General features: G+C 70.8%; 14 protein-coding genes. 7 read left to right on the top strand and 7 right to left on the bottom strand.

Annotation, left to right across the window (positions count from 1 at the left end; all coding sequences use genetic code 11):
* Positions 1 to 48: 48 nt before the first annotated feature.
* From ACFO8M_RS07420 to ACFO8M_RS07400, 5 genes are all read right to left on the bottom strand, one after another.
* A complete protein-coding gene (locus tag ACFO8M_RS07420) occupies positions 49 to 822 on the bottom strand; it encodes an FAD-binding oxidoreductase (protein WP_387972690.1) in 774 nt (257 codons plus the stop codon).
* A 56-nt stretch (positions 823 to 878) separates the two neighbouring features.
* The gene (locus ACFO8M_RS07415; protein WP_387972688.1) at positions 879 to 1,724 is read right to left on the bottom strand and encodes a menaquinone biosynthetic enzyme MqnA/MqnD family protein; all 846 of its coding nucleotides are present in this window, start codon (positions 1,722 to 1,724) and stop codon (positions 879 to 881) included.
* 172 nt (positions 1,725 to 1,896) lie between these two features.
* Positions 1,897 to 2,187, bottom strand: coding sequence for an HPr family phosphocarrier protein (locus ACFO8M_RS07410; protein WP_387972686.1), 291 nt, complete (start codon positions 2,185 to 2,187; stop codon positions 1,897 to 1,899).
* A gap of 433 nt (positions 2,188 to 2,620) precedes the next feature.
* On the bottom strand, positions 2,621 to 5,452 hold the full coding sequence (locus ACFO8M_RS07405; RefSeq protein WP_387972684.1) for a hypothetical protein: 2,832 nt from the start codon (positions 5,450 to 5,452) through the stop codon (positions 2,621 to 2,623).
* A gap of 141 nt (positions 5,453 to 5,593) precedes the next feature.
* Positions 5,594 to 6,964 carry a C40 family peptidase gene (locus ACFO8M_RS07400; protein WP_387972681.1) on the bottom strand — a complete coding sequence of 457 codons (1,371 nt, stop codon included), beginning with the start codon at positions 6,962 to 6,964 and terminating at the stop codon, positions 5,594 to 5,596.
* Between the two features lie 332 nt (positions 6,965 to 7,296).
* On the opposite strand from ACFO8M_RS07400, the gene mqnE reads away from it, so the two are divergent.
* From mqnE to ACFO8M_RS07385, 3 genes are read left to right on the top strand one after another with little or no spacing between them, the layout of a single operon-like run.
* On the top strand, positions 7,297 to 8,472 hold the full coding sequence (gene mqnE, locus ACFO8M_RS07395) for an aminofutalosine synthase MqnE (protein WP_387972678.1): 1,176 nt from the start codon (positions 7,297 to 7,299) through the stop codon (positions 8,470 to 8,472).
* On the top strand, positions 8,472 to 8,888 hold the full coding sequence (locus ACFO8M_RS07390) for a hypothetical protein (RefSeq protein WP_387972675.1): 417 nt from the start codon (positions 8,472 to 8,474) through the stop codon (positions 8,886 to 8,888). Before mqnE ends, ACFO8M_RS07390 begins: the two co-directional genes overlap by 1 nt.
* On the top strand, positions 8,885 to 9,127 hold the full coding sequence (locus ACFO8M_RS07385; RefSeq protein WP_387972673.1) for a DUF4229 domain-containing protein: 243 nt from the start codon (positions 8,885 to 8,887) through the stop codon (positions 9,125 to 9,127). Before ACFO8M_RS07390 ends, ACFO8M_RS07385 begins: the two co-directional genes overlap by 4 nt.
* 18 nt (positions 9,128 to 9,145) lie before the next feature.
* Here ACFO8M_RS07385 and ACFO8M_RS07380 read toward each other — a convergent pair whose 3' ends face one another.
* Positions 9,146 to 9,901 (bottom strand): oxidoreductase, encoded by a 756-nt coding sequence (locus ACFO8M_RS07380; RefSeq protein WP_387972670.1) that lies wholly within the window; start codon positions 9,899 to 9,901, stop codon positions 9,146 to 9,148.
* 340 nt (positions 9,902 to 10,241) lie between these two features.
* Here ACFO8M_RS07380 and acs point away from each other — a divergent pair, with 340 nt between their 5' ends.
* The 3 genes from acs to ACFO8M_RS07365 all read left to right on the top strand — a co-directional run bounded on the left by acs (position 10,242) and on the right by ACFO8M_RS07365 (position 14,825).
* Positions 10,242 to 12,200, top strand: a complete 1,959-nt coding sequence (gene acs / locus ACFO8M_RS07375; RefSeq protein ID WP_387972667.1) for an acetate--CoA ligase — start codon at positions 10,242 to 10,244, stop codon at positions 12,198 to 12,200.
* A gap of 384 nt (positions 12,201 to 12,584) precedes the next feature.
* Positions 12,585 to 13,505 (top strand): alpha/beta fold hydrolase, encoded by a 921-nt coding sequence (locus ACFO8M_RS07370; RefSeq protein WP_387972665.1) that lies wholly within the window; start codon positions 12,585 to 12,587, stop codon positions 13,503 to 13,505.
* A gap of 180 nt (positions 13,506 to 13,685) precedes the next feature.
* The gene (locus ACFO8M_RS07365; protein WP_387972662.1) at positions 13,686 to 14,825 is read left to right on the top strand and encodes an amidohydrolase; all 1,140 of its coding nucleotides are present in this window, start codon (positions 13,686 to 13,688) and stop codon (positions 14,823 to 14,825) included.
* A 163-nt stretch (positions 14,826 to 14,988) separates the two neighbouring features.
* Here the strand turns inward: ACFO8M_RS07365 and ACFO8M_RS07360 are convergent, their stop codons facing one another.
* On the bottom strand, positions 14,989 to 15,201 hold the full coding sequence (locus ACFO8M_RS07360; protein WP_387972660.1) for a hypothetical protein: 213 nt from the start codon (positions 15,199 to 15,201) through the stop codon (positions 14,989 to 14,991).
* A gap of 792 nt (positions 15,202 to 15,993) precedes the next feature.
* Between ACFO8M_RS07360 and ACFO8M_RS07355 the strand changes: the two genes are divergently transcribed.
* The gene (locus tag ACFO8M_RS07355) at positions 15,994 to 17,196 is read left to right on the top strand and encodes a sulfotransferase family protein (protein WP_387972657.1); all 1,203 of its coding nucleotides are present in this window, start codon (positions 15,994 to 15,996) and stop codon (positions 17,194 to 17,196) included.
* The last annotated feature ends 86 nt before the right edge of the window (positions 17,197 to 17,282 follow it).

Raw genomic sequence — 17,282 nt, 5'->3', positions numbered from 1 at the left:
CGCCGTTCGGGACAGTGCGCCCGCGCGCCGTGACTGGTGGGTCTCGCCTCAGACCGTGTACAGCTCCGTGTGGATGCGCTGCGCTCCGGCGTCCTCGAGGACGTCCTTGACGCCGAGGACCATCTCGTAGGGGCCGCAGAGGAACCACTCGTCGACCTCGTGCGGGTCCATGAGCCCGGCGTCGACGACCTCGCCGAGCCGCTCGGGCGTGAGCCGCCCGGTGAGCAGCGGGGAGTCGCCTTCGGCGCGGGTGCGGACGTGGTGGAGGCGGAGCCGCTCGCCGTGCTCGCGCTGGAGCTCGCGCAGCTCGGCGGCGAACATCGTCGACTCCTCGGTGCGGTTGGAGTACAGGAGGGTCACGGTCGCGCCGGCGTCGAGGGCGGCGGTCGCGATGGCGATGATCGGGGTGATGCCGGAACCGGCGACGACCGAGCCGTAGTGGCGGTCGGGCCGGATCTCGGTCCAGAAGTGGCCGAGCGGCGGGAGGACTTCGAGCACGTCGCCGGGCAGGAGCTGCCGGTTCGCGTACCCGGAGAAGTTGCCCTTGGGGATCGAGCGGATGCCCAGGCGCAGCGTGCCGTGCTCGGCGAGTTCGCGGGGCGTGGAGGCGAGCGAGTAGGAGCGGCGCACTTCGGAGCCGTCGGGCTCGACGCGCTGGAAGGTGAGGTGCTGGCCGGGTTTGAAGTCGAAGGCCGCCCGGAGCTCCTCGGGTACGGCGAGGGTGACCTCGACGGCGTCCTCGGTGAGCGACCGCACGCGGCTCACCGTGAGCTTGTGCCACGCGGGGCGGTTCTTGCGGGGCTTCTTCAACTCGACGGCCACAGCAGGGTCCCTTCGTCGTCCGTCTCGGAGGTGCGGGCTTCGGGCCCGGCACCGGTTCACGGCTGGAAGAACTCCGGCCCGTCGTCCCGGAGGGGCGCTATATCCGCATAACGGGACGCACGGGACGCGAATTCCCGCAGCCCCGCGAGGTGTCGCTCACTCAGGCCGAACTGGAGGCGCTCGAAGTACTCGGCGAGCGCGGCGGGCGGGAACGGCTCCCAGCGGGCGGCGGAGGCGACGACCTCGTCGATCCCCTCGCGGCTCTTCTGGACCGAGTCGCGGAAGGCGAGGTGCACGTCCTTGACGAGGCCCGGGTGGGCCTCGGCGTAGGCGCGGCGCACGGCCCAGACGGCGAAGACCATCGGCAGGCCGGTCCAGTCCTTCCATTCGGCGGCGAGGTCGAGGACGTGATGCCCGGCCGGGTCGTGGTGGACGCGGAGGGCTTCATCGCCGATGAGGACTGCGGCGTCGGCGTCCTGGAGTGCGGCATCGAGCTCCGGCGGGGTGACCGTGTAGGCGGGTTTGCGGCCGTAGCGGTCCTCGAGGAGCATCCGTCCAAGGAGGACGCCGGTGCGCGAGGTCGAGGCGAGCGAGACGCGCGGGGCTTCCGGGAGGTCGGCGAGGGGGGTCTTGGTGACGAGGTTGACGCTCAGGACCGGCCCGTCGGCGGCCACGACCGGATCGGGGATGAGCAGCAGGTCATCGGCGTGGCGGAGGTACTCGACCAGGGTGATCGGGCCGATGTCGAGGTCGCCGGCGACGAGGCGGCGGCTGAGCTCGTCGGGCGGGGCGCGGTGGAGGTCGACGTCGAGCAGCGCGCCCGTCCGCGCCAGTCCCCAGTAGATGGGCAGGCAGTTGAGGAACGCGATGTGGCCGACCCTGGGGCGCCGTGCGATGTTCACGCTTCGACGGTAGCCTGTCGCGCGGCTAGGGGGTACCGGCGCGGAGGCGGCGTCGCGGACATCACCGACGACGGGCCGGGCGGACGGTCTCCGTCCGCCGGGCCCGCGCGAGGTTCGGCCTTCGGTCTTGGCTGTTCGCTGCAATGCGGCCTTCGCCGGTCCGCGACCCCGGTCAGTTCTCGTCGATGTCGACGATGTCGACGCCGCCCGCGTCCATGTCCTCGCTCACCAGGGCGACGAGACGGTCGAGGACGGCTTCGTCGTCGCCGGTCAGGACGATCTCGTCGCCGGACCGCACGTCGAGGGTCAGCACCTGCAGGATCGACTTGGCGTCGTGCGGGTCTCCGCCCGGCTTCGCGATCGCCACATCGTTTCGGGACTCGGCGGCGGTCCCGACGAAGACCGTCGCGGGCCGCGCTTGGATGCCGACCTCCGTGGTCACTTTGACACGGCGTTCCGCCATGCTTCTCACCCTCCCCGATCACGCGGGCCGCGGGCCGCGAACGGCCCGCCCCGCGAAGCTCGAGGGCCGCGTCGAGCGGCCCGTCAGCACCAGGATGAACCGCGGTCGGGGACGGCGGACGCGTTTTCGGCGATTGCGACGGGAAGCGGGACACTCGGCGCGGGAAGAGGGTCGGTCGGCGTTTGCGGCCCTATACCGCCCTGGGCCTGCCGCTGTCTGCCGCGCCGGGCGTGCCGCTGCCTCCTCGGGCCCGCCGCTTCCTTGCCTCCCCGGGCTTGCCGCCGCCTTCCGCCTCAGGCCGTCCCCAGCCCCCGCCCACCACAAGAGGGGAAAGAACCGTAGCGCCGATCGTCCCGCCCGGGTACGACAAGAACCGGGCCCTCCGGCCCGCTTGTCACCCGAACGTGTCAGGCAAGCAAGCGGTCGGAGGGGGTCAGTCCTCGGTGTCCGCGGGCTTGGCGCCGTAGACGGTCGGGCGGGGCAGCGGGATGTGGTCGGGCAGCTCGGAGCGGTCGAGCAGATTCTTCACCCGGGCGCGACCGGGCTTGAAACCGTCCGCGTCCGCGGCCGGCTTGACCGTCGGCAGCTGGTGCGCGCCGGTCTTCGTCGACGGCTCCTCGAACAGGCTGATGTCCGGCGCGTTCACGACCTTCTTGCGCGTCGACCCGACCGCCGACTGCGGCCCCTCCTCAGGGGCCTTCTCCGGCACCGCGGCGGGCTCCGGTTCAGGCGTCGGGTACGGCTCGATCGGGGCCGCGTCCGAGAACGGGCTGTCGTTCACGGGCGGGATCGGCGGCATCGGCGGACCCGGCTCCGGGTTCGGCGGCAGCGGCTCCGGGCGCGGCAGCGGCGACGGCTCCGGACGCGGGATCGGCGGGCCGGGTTCAGGATTGGGCGGCAGCGGCTCCGGCTGCGGCGGTGTCGGTTCCGGATTCGGCACGGGTTCCGGATGCGGCGAAGGACGCGGCGGCGTGGGCTCGGGATGCGGCACCGGCTCAGGGCGAGGCTGAGGCGGCGTCGGCTCCGGGCCCGGCAACGGATCCGGCAGCGGACCGGGCGGGGTCGGCTGCGAATCGGTCAGCATCGGCGGCTCGGGGGCGGCGTCCGCAGAGGGCGACACCTCCTGGACCGTCATCCCCGACTCCACGAAACTGGACTCCGGCCCGGCCGCAACTGAATCCACGATCGGGTCCGCGACGGTACCGCTCACGACCGGTTCGGCATCGGCAACTTGCTCGGCGGCCTCGACCGCTTCAGCCGCGTCGGCACCGGGACTCGGCGCCTCCACGACCGCGGCCTCGGCGAGCACCGCGTCCAGCACGGGCGAGATCGCTCCCCCGTCTGAAGCCTCGGCCGAACCCGTTGTCGCCGCAGGCGCTTCGGCGGGCGGCAGGGACTCCCCGGGCACATCGTCGCCCAGACCGGCCAGCGAGGACTCCTCCTCCGCGGAGAGCTCGACGTCCTCGTCATCGTCTTCGGGGTCGGGCAGCTCGTCCCAAGCGCCGTCGTCATCGTCCTCGACGGCCTCGACCACGGTCGGGCCGCCGGCGGGAGCCGCTTCGGCCGACTCGGGTTCGGGAACCTCGACGCCGACCGCCTCGGCGACATCCGAAGCGGCCTCGGCCGCCTCGACCAGGTCCGCGCCGGGGGTCGGGGCCTCGACCACGGCGGTCTCAGCGAGCGCCGCGTCGAGCTCCGGTTCGATCCCGGGCTCGTCCGCTTCGTCTTCATCCGGCTCCGCGCTGGAAGACGAGGCCGGGGCGGGCGGCAGGGACTCCCCGGGCACGTCGTCGCCCAGACCGGCCAGCGAGGACTCCTCCTCCGCGGAGAGCTCGACGTCCTCGTCGTCCTCCTCGGGGTCGGGCAGCTCGTCCCAAGCGCCGTCGTCATCGTCCTCGACGGCCTCGACCACGGTCGGGCCGCCGGCGGGAGCCGCTTCGGCCGCGGGTCCGGGTTGGGCCGGGATCTCGGGGACGCCGAACGACATGACAGGTTCCGACGGCGTCTCGTCAAGCGGCGCATGGTCGTCGGTGTGCGAGGACGTCTCGTCGAGCGACGCGTCATCTTCGGCGTACGAAGACGGACTCGGGGTTTCGGTGGGCGCCGGGACCGGCGCCGCGTAGGCCGCGCCGGGCACGTTGTCGGCGGGCGGCACACTGAAACCGGCGGGAGCCGCACCCGAGGCAACGGGCGCCATCGGTTCCGGGTCCGCGAAGGGCGCCTCTGCGGGCGGCGTCGCCGAGTTCGGCCTGATCCGCAGGATCTGGGTGCCGTCCGGGATCGGGGCCGGCAGGCCCGGCTGGTCCGCGTTCGGCGCGCCGAACGCGCCGGACTCGGCCGACGGCAGGCTGAAACCGCCTGTCGTGGGCGGCGCAGCGAACGGCGCGCCCGTCACCGGCGAAGGCACCGGCGGCTCGGCGAACGACTCGCTCGCGGCGGGCGGCTCGGGCGGGGCCGTGAAGTGGGCTTCGGGAACAGGCGGGGCTGCGTACGGTTCCGGAACCGGCGGCGAGAACGGCGCGGAGGCGGGCGGCTGAGCCGCGACCGGAGGCAGCGACTGCGCCGACTGGAACGGCGGCGGCTGGAAGGGCGGGGCCGGTCGCGAGGAACCCTGCGAGCCGTCGATCGGACCTGAGTGCTGCGGGTACTGCTGCTGCGGCACCGCCGCGGAGCCCGAGGCGGGACCGTTCATGCCGGGCTGCGGGTACGGCGGGATCTGCGCTGAACCCGAGTGCGGCGGGGCCGCCGGGTAGGCGCCCGGCATCGGTGCGCCGTACTGCGGCACGGCGGCAGAGCCCTGCGCGGGGACGGGAACAGGGGCAGAGCCCTGTGGCGGCATTCCCGGAGGCGCCGCTTGCGGAGCCCAACCGCCGGGCGCGCCGTAGTGCTGGACGGGCGGCGAGCCGGGCGCCGGGTTCGCGCCGGGCTGGCCGTACTGCTGGGGTGGGACGGCCGCGTAGCCCTGGTTCGCGCCGTAGTTGTCGGAGGCGGTCGGCTGGTAGGCGCCCGGCGGCGCGTACGTCGGTTCGGGGACCGAAGCGGCGCCGTAGGCCTGGTTCGACTGCGGGTAACCGGGGTCGCCGCCCGGAGGCGCGTAGCCCGGACTGCCTCCTGGAGGGGCGTACTGCGGCACTGCCGCCGCACCGTACGCGGGCGCGGCCGGCGCCGCACCGTACGAGCTGTACTGGTTCTCGGCCGGGAAGCCTCCGAGCGGCGGTGGCAGCGGCGCTCCGCACTGGGGGCAGCGGCGCTGCCCGGACGTCAATCGCTGACCGCAGGAGCTACAGCTGTTTCCGTCCACGGAGCCTCCTCGGGGCTGGAGCGTCGTCAATCGGGCAACTCAACAACCATCGTGCCATCAACCGGTGGCGTCCCGTGCGCGCCTTCCCACTACCGGGCAGTACCCCTACTCCTCGGGAGCACTCGTCGACGTGCTGGAATCCGCGTCCGCGGTAGTCGAATCCGGGGTCTCCTGCGGCTCCTCGGTCGGCGTCTCCGGCCCCGTGGACGGCGTCGCCGAAGGCGTCGGGGACGGCGACTGCGAAGGCGTCTCGGTCTCCGAAGGCTCGGGGTCCGTGGGCGATTCGGAATCGTCCGGCTTGGTCGGCGTGGGCCGCGGCGTCGGGGTCGGGGTCTCGTCGTCGTCGCCGGGCGACTGCGTCGGGTCCTCGGCGTCGGGGTCGGTCTGGATCGCGTCGACCACGCGGTGCGCGCCCGCGAAGTTCTCGAACGAGATCGAGCTGATCTTCACGACGTCGCCGGAACGGGGGGCCACGACCATCTTGCCGTCGCCCACGTACATGCCGGTGTGGTAGACCGACCGCCAGTCGCTCGGGTCGTCCCACCAGTACAGGAGGTCGCCCGGCAGGAGCTTCTCGGTGTCGACGGGCTTGTCGCGGGTGGCGTTGTACTGGTCGGCGGCCACGCGCGGGAGCGAGACGCCCGCGTAGGCGTACGCCGACTGCACCAGGCCCGAGCAGTCGAAGGAGTCCGGGCCCTCGTCGCCCCACACGTACGGGTCGCCGAGCTGCGCCAGCGCGTACTCGACGGCCTTCTTGGCCTCGGGGGCGGCGTCCCAGCCGTCGACTTCGGACGAGAAGTCGCCCGAGTACTCGGCGGCGGCCGCGTCGCGGGCGGCCTCGAGCGCTTCGAGTTCCTCGCGGTTCTCCTCGACGAGCTGGTCGAGTGCGGTTTGGGCGCGGTCGAATTCGGCGTCGAGGGCGGTGTAGCGCGCTTCGGACCGGGCGGAGGAGAAGACCGCGGCGTCGTAGGTGGCGTGGGCGACGGACTCGGCGCTCGCGGCGTCTTCGAGGTCGGCGTTGAGGCTGGGGAGGTCCCATTCGCCGCCGAGCGGGGTGATGCCGGTGAGGTCGGGGAGCTCGGTGTCGGGGACGCCGGCGATGTCGGTGTAGGCCTCGCCGGCGGCGTAGTCGAGGGCGGCCTGCGCGGTCTCGAGTTCGGCGGTGGTCGCGGTCCAGTCGGCCTGCGCGTCGGTGAGGCGGGCCTGGCGCTCCAGGAGTTCGTCCTGGGCTGCCGTGGTCTCCTCGGCGAGCTGCGCGAGGTCGATCTGGGCGGCGTTGATCTGCGCGGCGAGGGGGCCGTCCGCAGTGGCCGGGTTGGTGACGGGGCTGTCGTCGACGGCTCCGCCCGCGGGCCGGTTGCCGTCGTCGGGGACGGTGACGCCGGGTTCGGCGAAGGTGGGCATCGCGCCGCCGAAGACAACGGCGGCCGCACCGGCGGCGGCGATCACTCGGGCACCGAACCGTGAAACGCGCATGAGAGGTGTCCTTCTGTGGGGGAAGCCACGAATACTGTACCGAAGACACGCAAGTCTCGCATCCGCGGTTGCCCGCCACTCGCGTGCCGTGACAGGCACCACACGGTGTCGGACCCTCCGCGTAGATTCGAATCTCAGCACAGTGACGGCTCGCAGGCTTCGCCGAGACCGGAACGTCCGACTGTCCGTTTTGCCCGGACGCTCCGTTCGCGTTCACAGCCTCACATCCCGCAACGTGCGCTCCAGGCACCGTGTTTCGGCGGGGTTACCCTGACTCTGCTAATTGACGGCTCGCAAGCGTCGCCGAGACCAAGCACAACGTTGGGAGCGCCATGGACGACAACGCCAAGTTCAAGGCCGGCATCGAGGAGAAGCTCGCGGCCGGCGAGCGGCTGACCTTCGAGGACGGCGTCGGCCTCTACGAGATCGACGACCTCGCCTGGCTCGGGCGGCTCGCACACGGGGTCCGCACCGCCAAGAACGGCGACCGGACGATGTTCAACGTCAACCGGCACCTCAACCTCACCAACGTCTGCTCCGCGTCCTGCGCGTACTGCTCGTTCCAGCGCAAGCCCGGTGAGACCGACGCCTACACGATGCGCGTCGAGCAGGCCGTGGCCCTCGCCGAGCAGATGAAGGGCGACGCCCCCACCGAGCTGCACATCGTCAACGGCCTCCACCCGACCCTTCCCTGGCGCTACTACCCGCGGGTCCTCAAGGCGCTCAAGGAGACCCTCCCCGAGGTGAACCTGAAGGCGTTCACCGCCACCGAGGTCCAGTGGTTCGAGAAGATCTCCGGCCTGAGCGCCGACGAGATCCTCGACGAGCTCATCGAGGCCGGCCTGGAGTCGCTCACCGGCGGCGGCGCCGAGATCTTCGACTGGGAGGTCCGCCAGCACATCGTCGACCACGCCTGCCACTGGGAGGACTGGTCGCGGATCCACCGCCTCGCCCACCAGAAGGGCCTGCGCACCCCGGCCACGATGCTGTACGGCCACATCGAGGAGCCCCGCCACCGCGTCGACCACGTGCTGCGCCTGCGCGAGATGCAGGACGAGACCGGCGGTTTCGCCGTGTTCATCCCGCTGCGCTACCAGCACGACTTCCACGACGCCAAGGACGGCAAGATCCGCAACAAGCTGCAGGCGCGCACCACGATGGCGAGCCCGGCCGAGTCGCTGAAGGTCTTCGCGGTCTCGCGGCTGCTGCTGGACAACTTCGACCACGTGAAGTGCTTCTGGGTCATGCACGGTCTCGACGTCGCGCAGCTGTCGCTGTCGTTCGGCGCCGACGACCTCGACGGTTCCGTGGTGGAGTACAAGATCACGCACGACGCCGACGAGTACGGCACCCCGGACAAGATGACCCGTGAGGATCTCCTCGAGCTCATCCGCGACGCCGGGTACCGGCCGGTCGAGCGCAACACCCGCTACGAGGTCGTGCGCGAGTACGACGGGCCGCAGACCCTCGGCGAGCGCCGGGCCGAGCCGCAGTCGGTGAAGTTCTAGTGGCCCAAGGCAAGTCGGCCGAGAACGAGCGCCCGAAGGTGGAGACGCTCGGGCAGCTCCTGGGCACGGCCCTGGCCTACTTCGTGATGGGCGCGGCGGTCCTGGTCGTCATCGACCTGGTGTTCGTGCTCCCCACCGGGCGCGGCTTCGGCCAGACCTCGGGGTGGATCGCGGCCCTGCCGACGGTGTGGGTGTACACGGAGCAGTTCCGGCGCTACACCGGCGCGTCCCGCTGGGGCCTCATGCTCATCGGGGTGCTCCTGGGCCTCGCCGCCGGGTTCGCGGTCGCGATCATCGCGCCCGCGACGTGGCCGCCCATGGTCTCGGGCGGCCTCGGCGGCCTGGTGGCCGCACTCGTCTACGGCCCCTTGTGGCACACGGGAATCAAAACTTTCGGAGAGGAGCGATCGCGATGAACAACCCGGTCGTCAAGTTCTATCTGTTCCGCGTCGCGCTGATCGCCGTGATCGCCGTGCCGCTGATGTTCTTCATCAACGCGCTGCTGGCGCTCGCGATCGGCCTGCTCGGCTCGATGCTGCTCGGTTTCGTCCTGCTGCGCAAGCAGCGCGAGGCGATGATCGACCACATCGACGCGGGCGTCAAGCGCCGCAAGGAAGAGAAGGAACGCCTGCGAGCCGAGCTCGCAGGCGAGTAAGCGGGAGGCGCCTGCGCGCTACCCGACGTCCTTCATCAGCTCGGTGCAGATCTGGAGCGTCTCGGCCGCACCGGCTTCGAGGGACTTCCCGTAGTGCTTCAGCCACGAGCGCACGCCGTCGGGCGTGCCCGTGGACCAGGCACGCTGCGCGCCGACGTACTCGGGGGCGCGTTCGAGGTGCCCGGCGTCGACGGCGATGAGCAGCTTCGGGTCGAGTCCCTTGCTGGCCAGGGAGAGCCGGGCCGCGGCGCGGGCGACCACGTTGTTCGCGACCGGGAACGGCCGCACCGCGAGGAGTTCGCCGTGCACGACGGCGGCGGCCATGGCGGCCGGAATCTCCTTGGTGGGGTTGGTGACCAGCGCGCACAGCGCGTTGATGCGGTTCATCCCCGCCTCGTCCACCTCGATGCGTCCGGGTTCGAAGTCGACCCCGGCGTCGGGGAGTTCCTTGGTGGCGAGGGTGTGGAGCTTCGCGAGCACGTAGCGCGGGGAGACCGGCCACATGGAGGCGATGCCGGGCAGGGCCTCCACGACGCGCACGACGCCGCTGATGACGGGGTCGTCGTAGTCCCGCTCGCGCAGGCGCTCGACGTCGCAGTCGTACCCGTCCAGCGCCAATGTCGCGGACGCGCTGTGCAGGGCCACTTCCGCCGCGACGAGTTCGTCGCCGCCGCGGAGGGCCTCGTGCCAGAGCATCCGGTCTACGTTGGCTCTGGCGTTCTCAAGGGCGTCGGCAACCTCGGAGAGTTCGAGGAGAGGCGCGAGAGGATCCACGGGCGGAACCTTACCTTTTGGGCGGAGCACGCAAACGGCGCACTGGTCGGGCTAGAGGGCAGTCACAGCAATATATCGGCGTCCACGGTCGTGCACCGGAACGACGATACCTCCCGTATCGGCGGTCCGCGGTCCCCGATGCGAGGGAATCGCACACGATCGGCCCCTTCGCGGACCGCCCGCCGACCGTCCGCGGGCCGTTCGGCGAAGGCCCTTCCCAGATGCCGGTGCCGGAGTGGCCGCCGGTGTTCGTGACGTGTTCATCGCGGTAGTGTTGCCGAACATAGACCCGCCTCACAGTCGCGCATCGGCGCGTAGATCTGTAAGGAGCGAAATACCCGTGGCATCAACCCCGCAAGAGACGCTTGCCAATCTGCTCTCGGAGGACCGGACTTTCCCGCCGTCCTCCGAGTTCGCCGGGCAGGCGAACATCACCGCGGCCGCTTACGAGGAGGCCGCGGCAGACCGCCTGGCCTTCTGGGAGGCCCAGGCCCGCAGGCTCGACTGGTCGAAGGACTGGGACCGGGTCCTGGACTGGGACAATCCGCCGTTCGCGAAGTGGTTCACCGGCGGTGAGCTCAACGTCGCCGCGAACTGCCTGGACCGCCACGTGGAGGCCGGACTCGGCGACCGGGTCGCCATCCACTTCGAGGGCGAGCCGGGCGACAGCCGCGCCGTCACCTACGCCGAGCTGCTCGACGAGGTCAAGCGCGCCGCGAACGCCCTCACGGACCTCGGTGTGGCGGCGGGCGACCGCGTCGTCATCTACATGCCGATGATCCCTGAGGCCGCGGTGGCGATGCTGGCGTGCGCGCGCATCGGCGCGCCCCACTCGGTGGTCTTCGGCGGCTTCAGCGTCGACGCGCTGTCGAGCCGCATCGACGACGCGGGCGCGAAGCTCGTGATCTGCGCCGACGGCGGCTTCCGCAGGGGCAAACCCTTGGCGCTCAAGCCGACCGTGGACGCTTCGCTGGAGCGGTGCCCGTCGGTGGAGAAGGTCCTGGTGGTCACCCGCACCGGCCAGGAGGTCGAGTGGACCGACAAGGACGTCCGCTGGGAGGAGACCGTCGGGACGGCCTCCAATGAGCATGCGGCGCAGGCGTTCGACGCCGAGCACCCGCTGTTCATCCTGTACACGTCGGGGACCACGGGCAAGCCGAAGGGCATCCTGCACACCTCGGGCGGCTACCTGACGCAGGCCTCGTACACGCACCACGCCGTGTTCGACCTCAAGCCCGAGTCCGATGTGTACTGGTGCACGGCGGACATCGGCTGGGTCACCGGCCACTCGTACATCGTCTACGGCCCGTTGTCGAACGGCGCCACGCAGGTCATGTACGAGGGCACCCCGGACACGCCGCACACCGGCCGCCTGTGGGAGATCGTCGAGAAGTACAAGGTCACGACGCTCTACACCGCGCCGACGGCGATCCGCACGTTCATGAAGTGGGGCGACGACGTCCCGGCCCGCTACGACTTGTCGAGCCTGCGCCTGCTCGGCTCGGTCGGCGAGCCGATCAACCCCGAGGCGTGGATGTGGTACCGCGAGCACATCGGCGGCGGGACCTGCCCGGTCGTGGACACATGGTGGCAGACCGAGACCGGCGCGATCATGGTGTCGCCGCTGCCCGGCGTGACCGCGACCAAGCCCGGCTCGGCCCAGCGGCCGCTGCCGGGGATCAACGTCGACGTCGTGGACGAGCGCGCCGACTCGGTGCCGAACGGCGGCGGCGGGTACCTCGCGATCCGCGAGCCCTGGCCGTCGATGCTGCGCACCATCTGGGGCGACGACGAGCGGTTCATCGACACGTACTGGTCGCGGTTCGGCGGCCTGTACTTCGCCGGCGACGGCGCGAAGAAGGACGACGACGGCGACCTGTGGCTGCTCGGCCGCGTCGACGACATCATGCTCGTGAGCGGGCACAACATCTCCACCACGGAGGTCGAGAGCGCGCTGGTGAGCCACGAGACGGTGGCGGAGGCCGCGGTCGTGGGCGCCTCGGACCCGGTCACGGGCCAGGGCATCGTCGCGTTCGTGATCTTGCGGGGCGGTCGCGACTCCAGCCCCGAGCACCTCGCGGAGCTGCGCAAGCACGTGGCGACCACGTTGGGCGCCATCGCGAAGCCGCGCCAGGTGATCGTTGTCGCCGAGCTGCCGAAGACGCGCTCGGGCAAGATCATGCGCCGGCTCCTTCGCGACATCGCCGAGGACCGCGAGATCGGCGACGTGACCACGCTGGCCGACGGCGCCGTGATGAGCCGCATCAAGGTCGGTCTGCAGAGCGGCAAGGAAGACTGAGCGACCGGGGCCGGAGGCTCGGGCCTCCGGGCCTCCGGGCCTCCGGGCCTCCGGGCCTCCGGGCCTCCGGGCCTCCGGGCCTCCGGGCCTCCGGGCCTCCGGGCCTCCGGGCCTCCGGGCCTCCGGGCCTCCGGGCCTCCGGGCCTCCGGGCCTCCGGGCCTCCGACGGAGCCTCGCACCCGCACGGCCTTGTCACGCGCCCACCGGGTTCGCCTACGGTTCACACCTTCGGGTGACAGCACCGCCGGCGGGCCCGGTTCTTGTCGTACCCGCGCGGGAGCATTGGCGGCACAGTCCCCTCTGGGTGGGTGGGGGTTAGGGATGGCAGTCATCGTTCCACCTCCGCCGCGCCGCCGCCGGGCGGTGACCTCGTACGCTGAGCGCGTGACCCGCAAGACCTTCGCCGACAGCGCCGCCATCAAGCAAGGCCCCTGGACCCACCGGCACATCGACGCCAACGGCTCGCGCTTCCACGTCGTGGAAGCGGGCGAGGGCCCGCTCATCCTGCTGCTGCACGGCTTCCCGGAGTTCTGGTGGGCCTGGCGCCACCAGATCCCGGCCCTCGCCGACGCCGGCTTCCGCGTCGTCGCCGCCGACCTGCGCGGCTACGGCGCCTCCGACAAGCCGCCGAACGGCTACGACGCCTACACGATGGCCGCCGACGTCGTAGGGCTCGTGCGCGCCCTCGGCGAGCGCGAGGCCACCGTCGTCGGCCACGACCTCGGCGGCATCCTCGGCTTCGCCGCCGCCGCGTTCCACCCCCGGCAGTTCAAGTCCCTGGTCGTGCTCGGCGCGGCCCACCCGCTGCGCCAGCGCGCGGCACTCGCGGTCGACCCGAAAGGCCAGCTGACGGCCTCCCGGCACCTGTTCGCCTTCCAGATGCCCCGCTACGAGCACAAGCTGACCGACTGGGACGCAAGGAAAGTCGCCGACCTCATGTACGCCTGGTCGGGGCCGGGCTGGCGCGGCAGCCGCGATTTCCAGGAGTACGTGCGGGCCTGCCGCGACGTCATCCAGATCCCGCAGGCCGCGTTCTGCGCGCTGGAGGCGTTCCGCTGGCCGTTCCGCACCGCGATCGGGCTGGCCGGGCGCCGGTTCGTGAAGCTCCTGCAGCGGCCGACGCCGGTGCCGACGCTCCAGCTCCACGGCGCGCTCGACAGATGCGTGCTGCCGCGCACCGCGCAGGGCTCGGGCAGGTACGTCTACGGGCGCTACGAGTGGAAGCTCCTCGACGGGGTCGGCCACTTCCCGCAGCAGGAAGTCCCGGAGACGGTCACGAAGGAGATCATCCGCTGGGCCACCTGACGTCGTACAAAGTACTTCGTACCAAGTACGACGTACACCGCACGATGTACTGCGCACGGCGAGTGGGGCGCTCCACGAGACCGCCAGCGCGCTAGCCGCACGGCTAGTGAGTCGGGCAGGATTGGGCGGCGGGGCCACCGCCCCGTCGACCACCCCACGAGCCACCTGGAAGGCGGGTCCATGTCCGAGGCAACCTTCGCGCTACGCGGCGCAACGATCGTCCCCATCACCGCGGCGCCCATCGAGCACGGGGTCATCCTCGTCGAGAACGGCCGCATCAAGGCCGTCGGCGGTGCGGACCTCCCTGTGCCCGAAGGAGTCCCGGTCGAGGATGCGACCGGCAAATGGATCGTGCCGGGCCTGATCGACGCCCACACGCACCTGGGCGTCCACGAGGTCGCCGAGGGCTGGGCCGGGAACGACACCAACGAGATGACCGACCCGAACACCGCGTACGTGCGCGCGTTGGACGGCATCAACCCCGCCGAGCCGGGCTTCGCCGAGGCCCTGGAGGGCGGTGTGCTGGCCGTGAACGTGAACCCCGGTTCGGGCAACGTGATCGGCGGCGAGACCGTCGCGATCAAGACCGTGGGGCGCTATGTGGACGAGATGGTGCTCCGCTCGCCGTCGGGCGTGAAGTCGGCGCTCGGCGAGAACCCGAAGCGGGTGTACGGCGAGCAGAAGAAGACCCCGTCGACGCGTCTGGGCACGGCGGGCGTGCTGCGGCAGGCGTTCGTGGAGGCCGAGAACTACCGCGGCGCGGACGACCCCGATCGCGACCTCAAGCTGGAGGTCCTCGCGAAGGTCCTCGACCGCGAGATCCCTTGGCGCCAGCACTGCCACCGCGCCGACGACATCGCGACGGCGCTGCGCGTGGCCGAGGAGTTCGGGTACGACCTGGTGCTCGACCACGGGACCGAGGCGCACCTGCTCGCCGACGTCATCGCCGAGCGCGGGATCCCGGTGATCTTCGGGCCGCTGCTGTGCTCGCGTTCGAAGGTGGAGACGGTGAACCGCTGGCCTGCGAGCGCCGCGAAGCTCGCCGCCGCGGGCGTCCGGCTCGCCATCACCACCGACCATCCGGTGGTCCCGATCGAGCACCTCATCATCCAGGTGATGCTGGCGGTCAAGGCCGGGCTCGACCGCGACACGGCGTTGCGATCGGTGACGATCAACCCCGCGAAGATCATGGGCGTGGACGACCGGCTCGGCTCGCTCGAGGCGGGCAAGGACGCCGACTTCTGCATCTGGTCGGGCGACCCGCTCGACATCTACTCGAAGGTCGAACGGGCCTACATCGACGGCGAGCAGGTGGCGTAGGCGCCGCGATCGCGGCTTCGGCCTTCCGAACAGGCGTTCGTGAGCCCGGGGCGGCGGTGCTGTGGAGGCTGAGCCGCCGCCCCGGAAGAATCGGCTACGTCGCAGGGCCGGGAAGCGGATGCTTCCCGGCCCTGCGACGTACGTGCCTTGTGCCGTGCCCGCCCTATGCGGCCCGGCGGACGTCGGCCCGGGTCGGGAGCGCGGCCTCGGAGGCCACCCGCAGGTCGCGGGCGATGAGGCCGCGGCGGGCGGCGGTGATGCCGCCGGCGATCCGGCCGAGCAGCGTGGGGCGGTCGGCGACGACCGGGGCGTCGGGCAGAGCCGACTGGGCCTCAGACTGGATCATCTGAATTGCCAAGAGCGCGTAGGGTTCCATCGGTGTTCCTTCCGGGCGGTGATGCGAGATGCGTGCCGCGCCGGTGCGGCGGTGAGACCCGATCCGCGTGTGGGAACGTCCGGAGTGGATCTCCGGAGCCGCGGTTGGTTCCCGGGCCTCGCGGACTACTCTGACCGGCCCGTGTCACCGGCTCATTACGCCCCAGGAAACCCTCGGACAAGTCCCGTGAACACCAGGGTGCCGATCATGCCGCACGTCACAGACCTTGCGGCCCAATACGAAATCCCCGCGATCAGCAGTCCCGATGATGCGTGGCAGAAGATCGAGAACGCCTCGCTCGCCAGCCCTCCGACCTGGCCGAGGCGCCCACAACCGAGACGACTCCCGAGCTTTCGGCGAGTCTGGCGTCGACCGGGCCTCCCGCACGGCGACGGTGATCGCTGACGGCGGCTACTGCGGCACCCGCGCGGTCATGCCGCACCGCCGCAAGCTCTAGGACGAGCCGCTCATCGCGCGCAAGGAGGAGCACAACGCTTCCCACCGCCCGTATCGACCTTCGCAGCGATGAAACGCTGGAATGTATTGCGCGACTGCCGTCTGGGCGTCGCCCATGCCATGGCGGGCATCGCCAGGCTCCACAACTGACCCTCAACGACTGAGGGCTTCGCCGGACTTCGCCCCTTCGGTACAGCAAGGACCGAATTCCTTGTACTTCAATCCATTTCCACCGACAATGGAATCGATTCCACTCTTGGCCACGAAATGATCACGGACTGTCGTGCAAGAATATCGCTGATCCCTTATAACCGGCAGCCCAAGCGGAGGCGAAGCATGCCGAGCATACCGACCAGTACGAAACTCCTCAATGCACTATTGCGGCCCACCCTCGCCGGTCAGCGCACTCCGGACCGCATATTCGATCTCCTCGTCGCCAAAGCGGAACGCGACGCGAACTGGAGCGCTCTAGGAGATGAGGCGTTCGTGGAAGACTACCGCCGGCTCTTCCACGCCTTCGCGAAGATGGACCGTCTCACCGCGATCGGCTGGCAGGCGGTCCAGGCCGATATCCAACTGCGGCTGCAGAACCGCCTGCGGATTCGGCGACTGCATCACGATCACCCGGACATCGGCCGCGAGGAGGTCGTAGCGCCGATCTTCGTCGCCGCCCTCCCGCGCACCGCTGCCACCCTCACCCGCGGCGTCCTCGCCCGCTCGGCGAACCACCGTGCCCCACTGCTGTGGGAGATGGCTTTCACCGACATTGAACTGCCCGAACGCGAGCGGCGCGAGCGCATCAAATCGGTGGCCGCTCTGTACAAGCAGTTGAGCAGGCTCGCCCCGAAATTCCACGACACCTATGGTTTCGATGCCGAGAAGCCATGGGACTGCTCGCAGCTGCTCCCCCACGGCGCGCAGCACCTCACCCGAGCGATCCTCCCGGATTACGTCGAGTGGTTGTACAAGCGCGATTTCAGTATCGACTACCGCCACCTCAAGGCAGCGCTCCAGGTCCTCCAGTACGGGCGGCCGACCACCCGATGGGTGGTGGAGGCGTCGGCGAACCTAGCCAACTTCGCGGTGATCAGGGAGATCTTCCCCGATGCCAAGATCGTCTGGCTCCACCGCGATCCGGTCACGATCGTCGGATCGACGTGCAGTCTGATCGAGACGTCCATGGCACTGCATGTCCGCGGCCCCGATCTGCACGCGATCGGCGCGGTTTGGCTGAAGCTCATGGCGACCATGATCGAACGAGCACGCGCCGACCGCATGAAGCTGCCGCGCGATGCCGTCATCAACGTGCCGTACCCGCAGCTCGACGCCGACGCACGTGCCAAGTTGCCGGTGCTGTACGAGCAGATCGGCACCCCGTGGACCCAGGCGGACTCCGGTCGGCTCGAAGAGGTCCTGGCCGGCCCAGGGATCGGCCGCGCCCACGAGCACGATCTGAGCCGCTACGGCCTGACGAGCACCGACGCCGAGGCCGCCTTCGGCGACTACCCGCTGACCATCCCGTACATGCGGCTCGGCTGAAGCAGCGATGTTGCTCCCCGCTCGTTCGGGATCGCTGGTCTTGTGGACGAAGCCCGGTCCGGCAGTCTCCCGGCCACGGATCCCGG

The sequence above is a fragment of the Glycomyces rhizosphaerae genome, assembly GCF_042647865.1.
Classification (GTDB): Bacteria; Actinomycetota; Actinomycetes; order Mycobacteriales; family Micromonosporaceae; genus Glycomyces; species Glycomyces rhizosphaerae.
The sequence above is the reverse complement of the archived record's forward strand: the minus strand, read 5'-3'. Positions and strand labels throughout refer to the sequence as shown.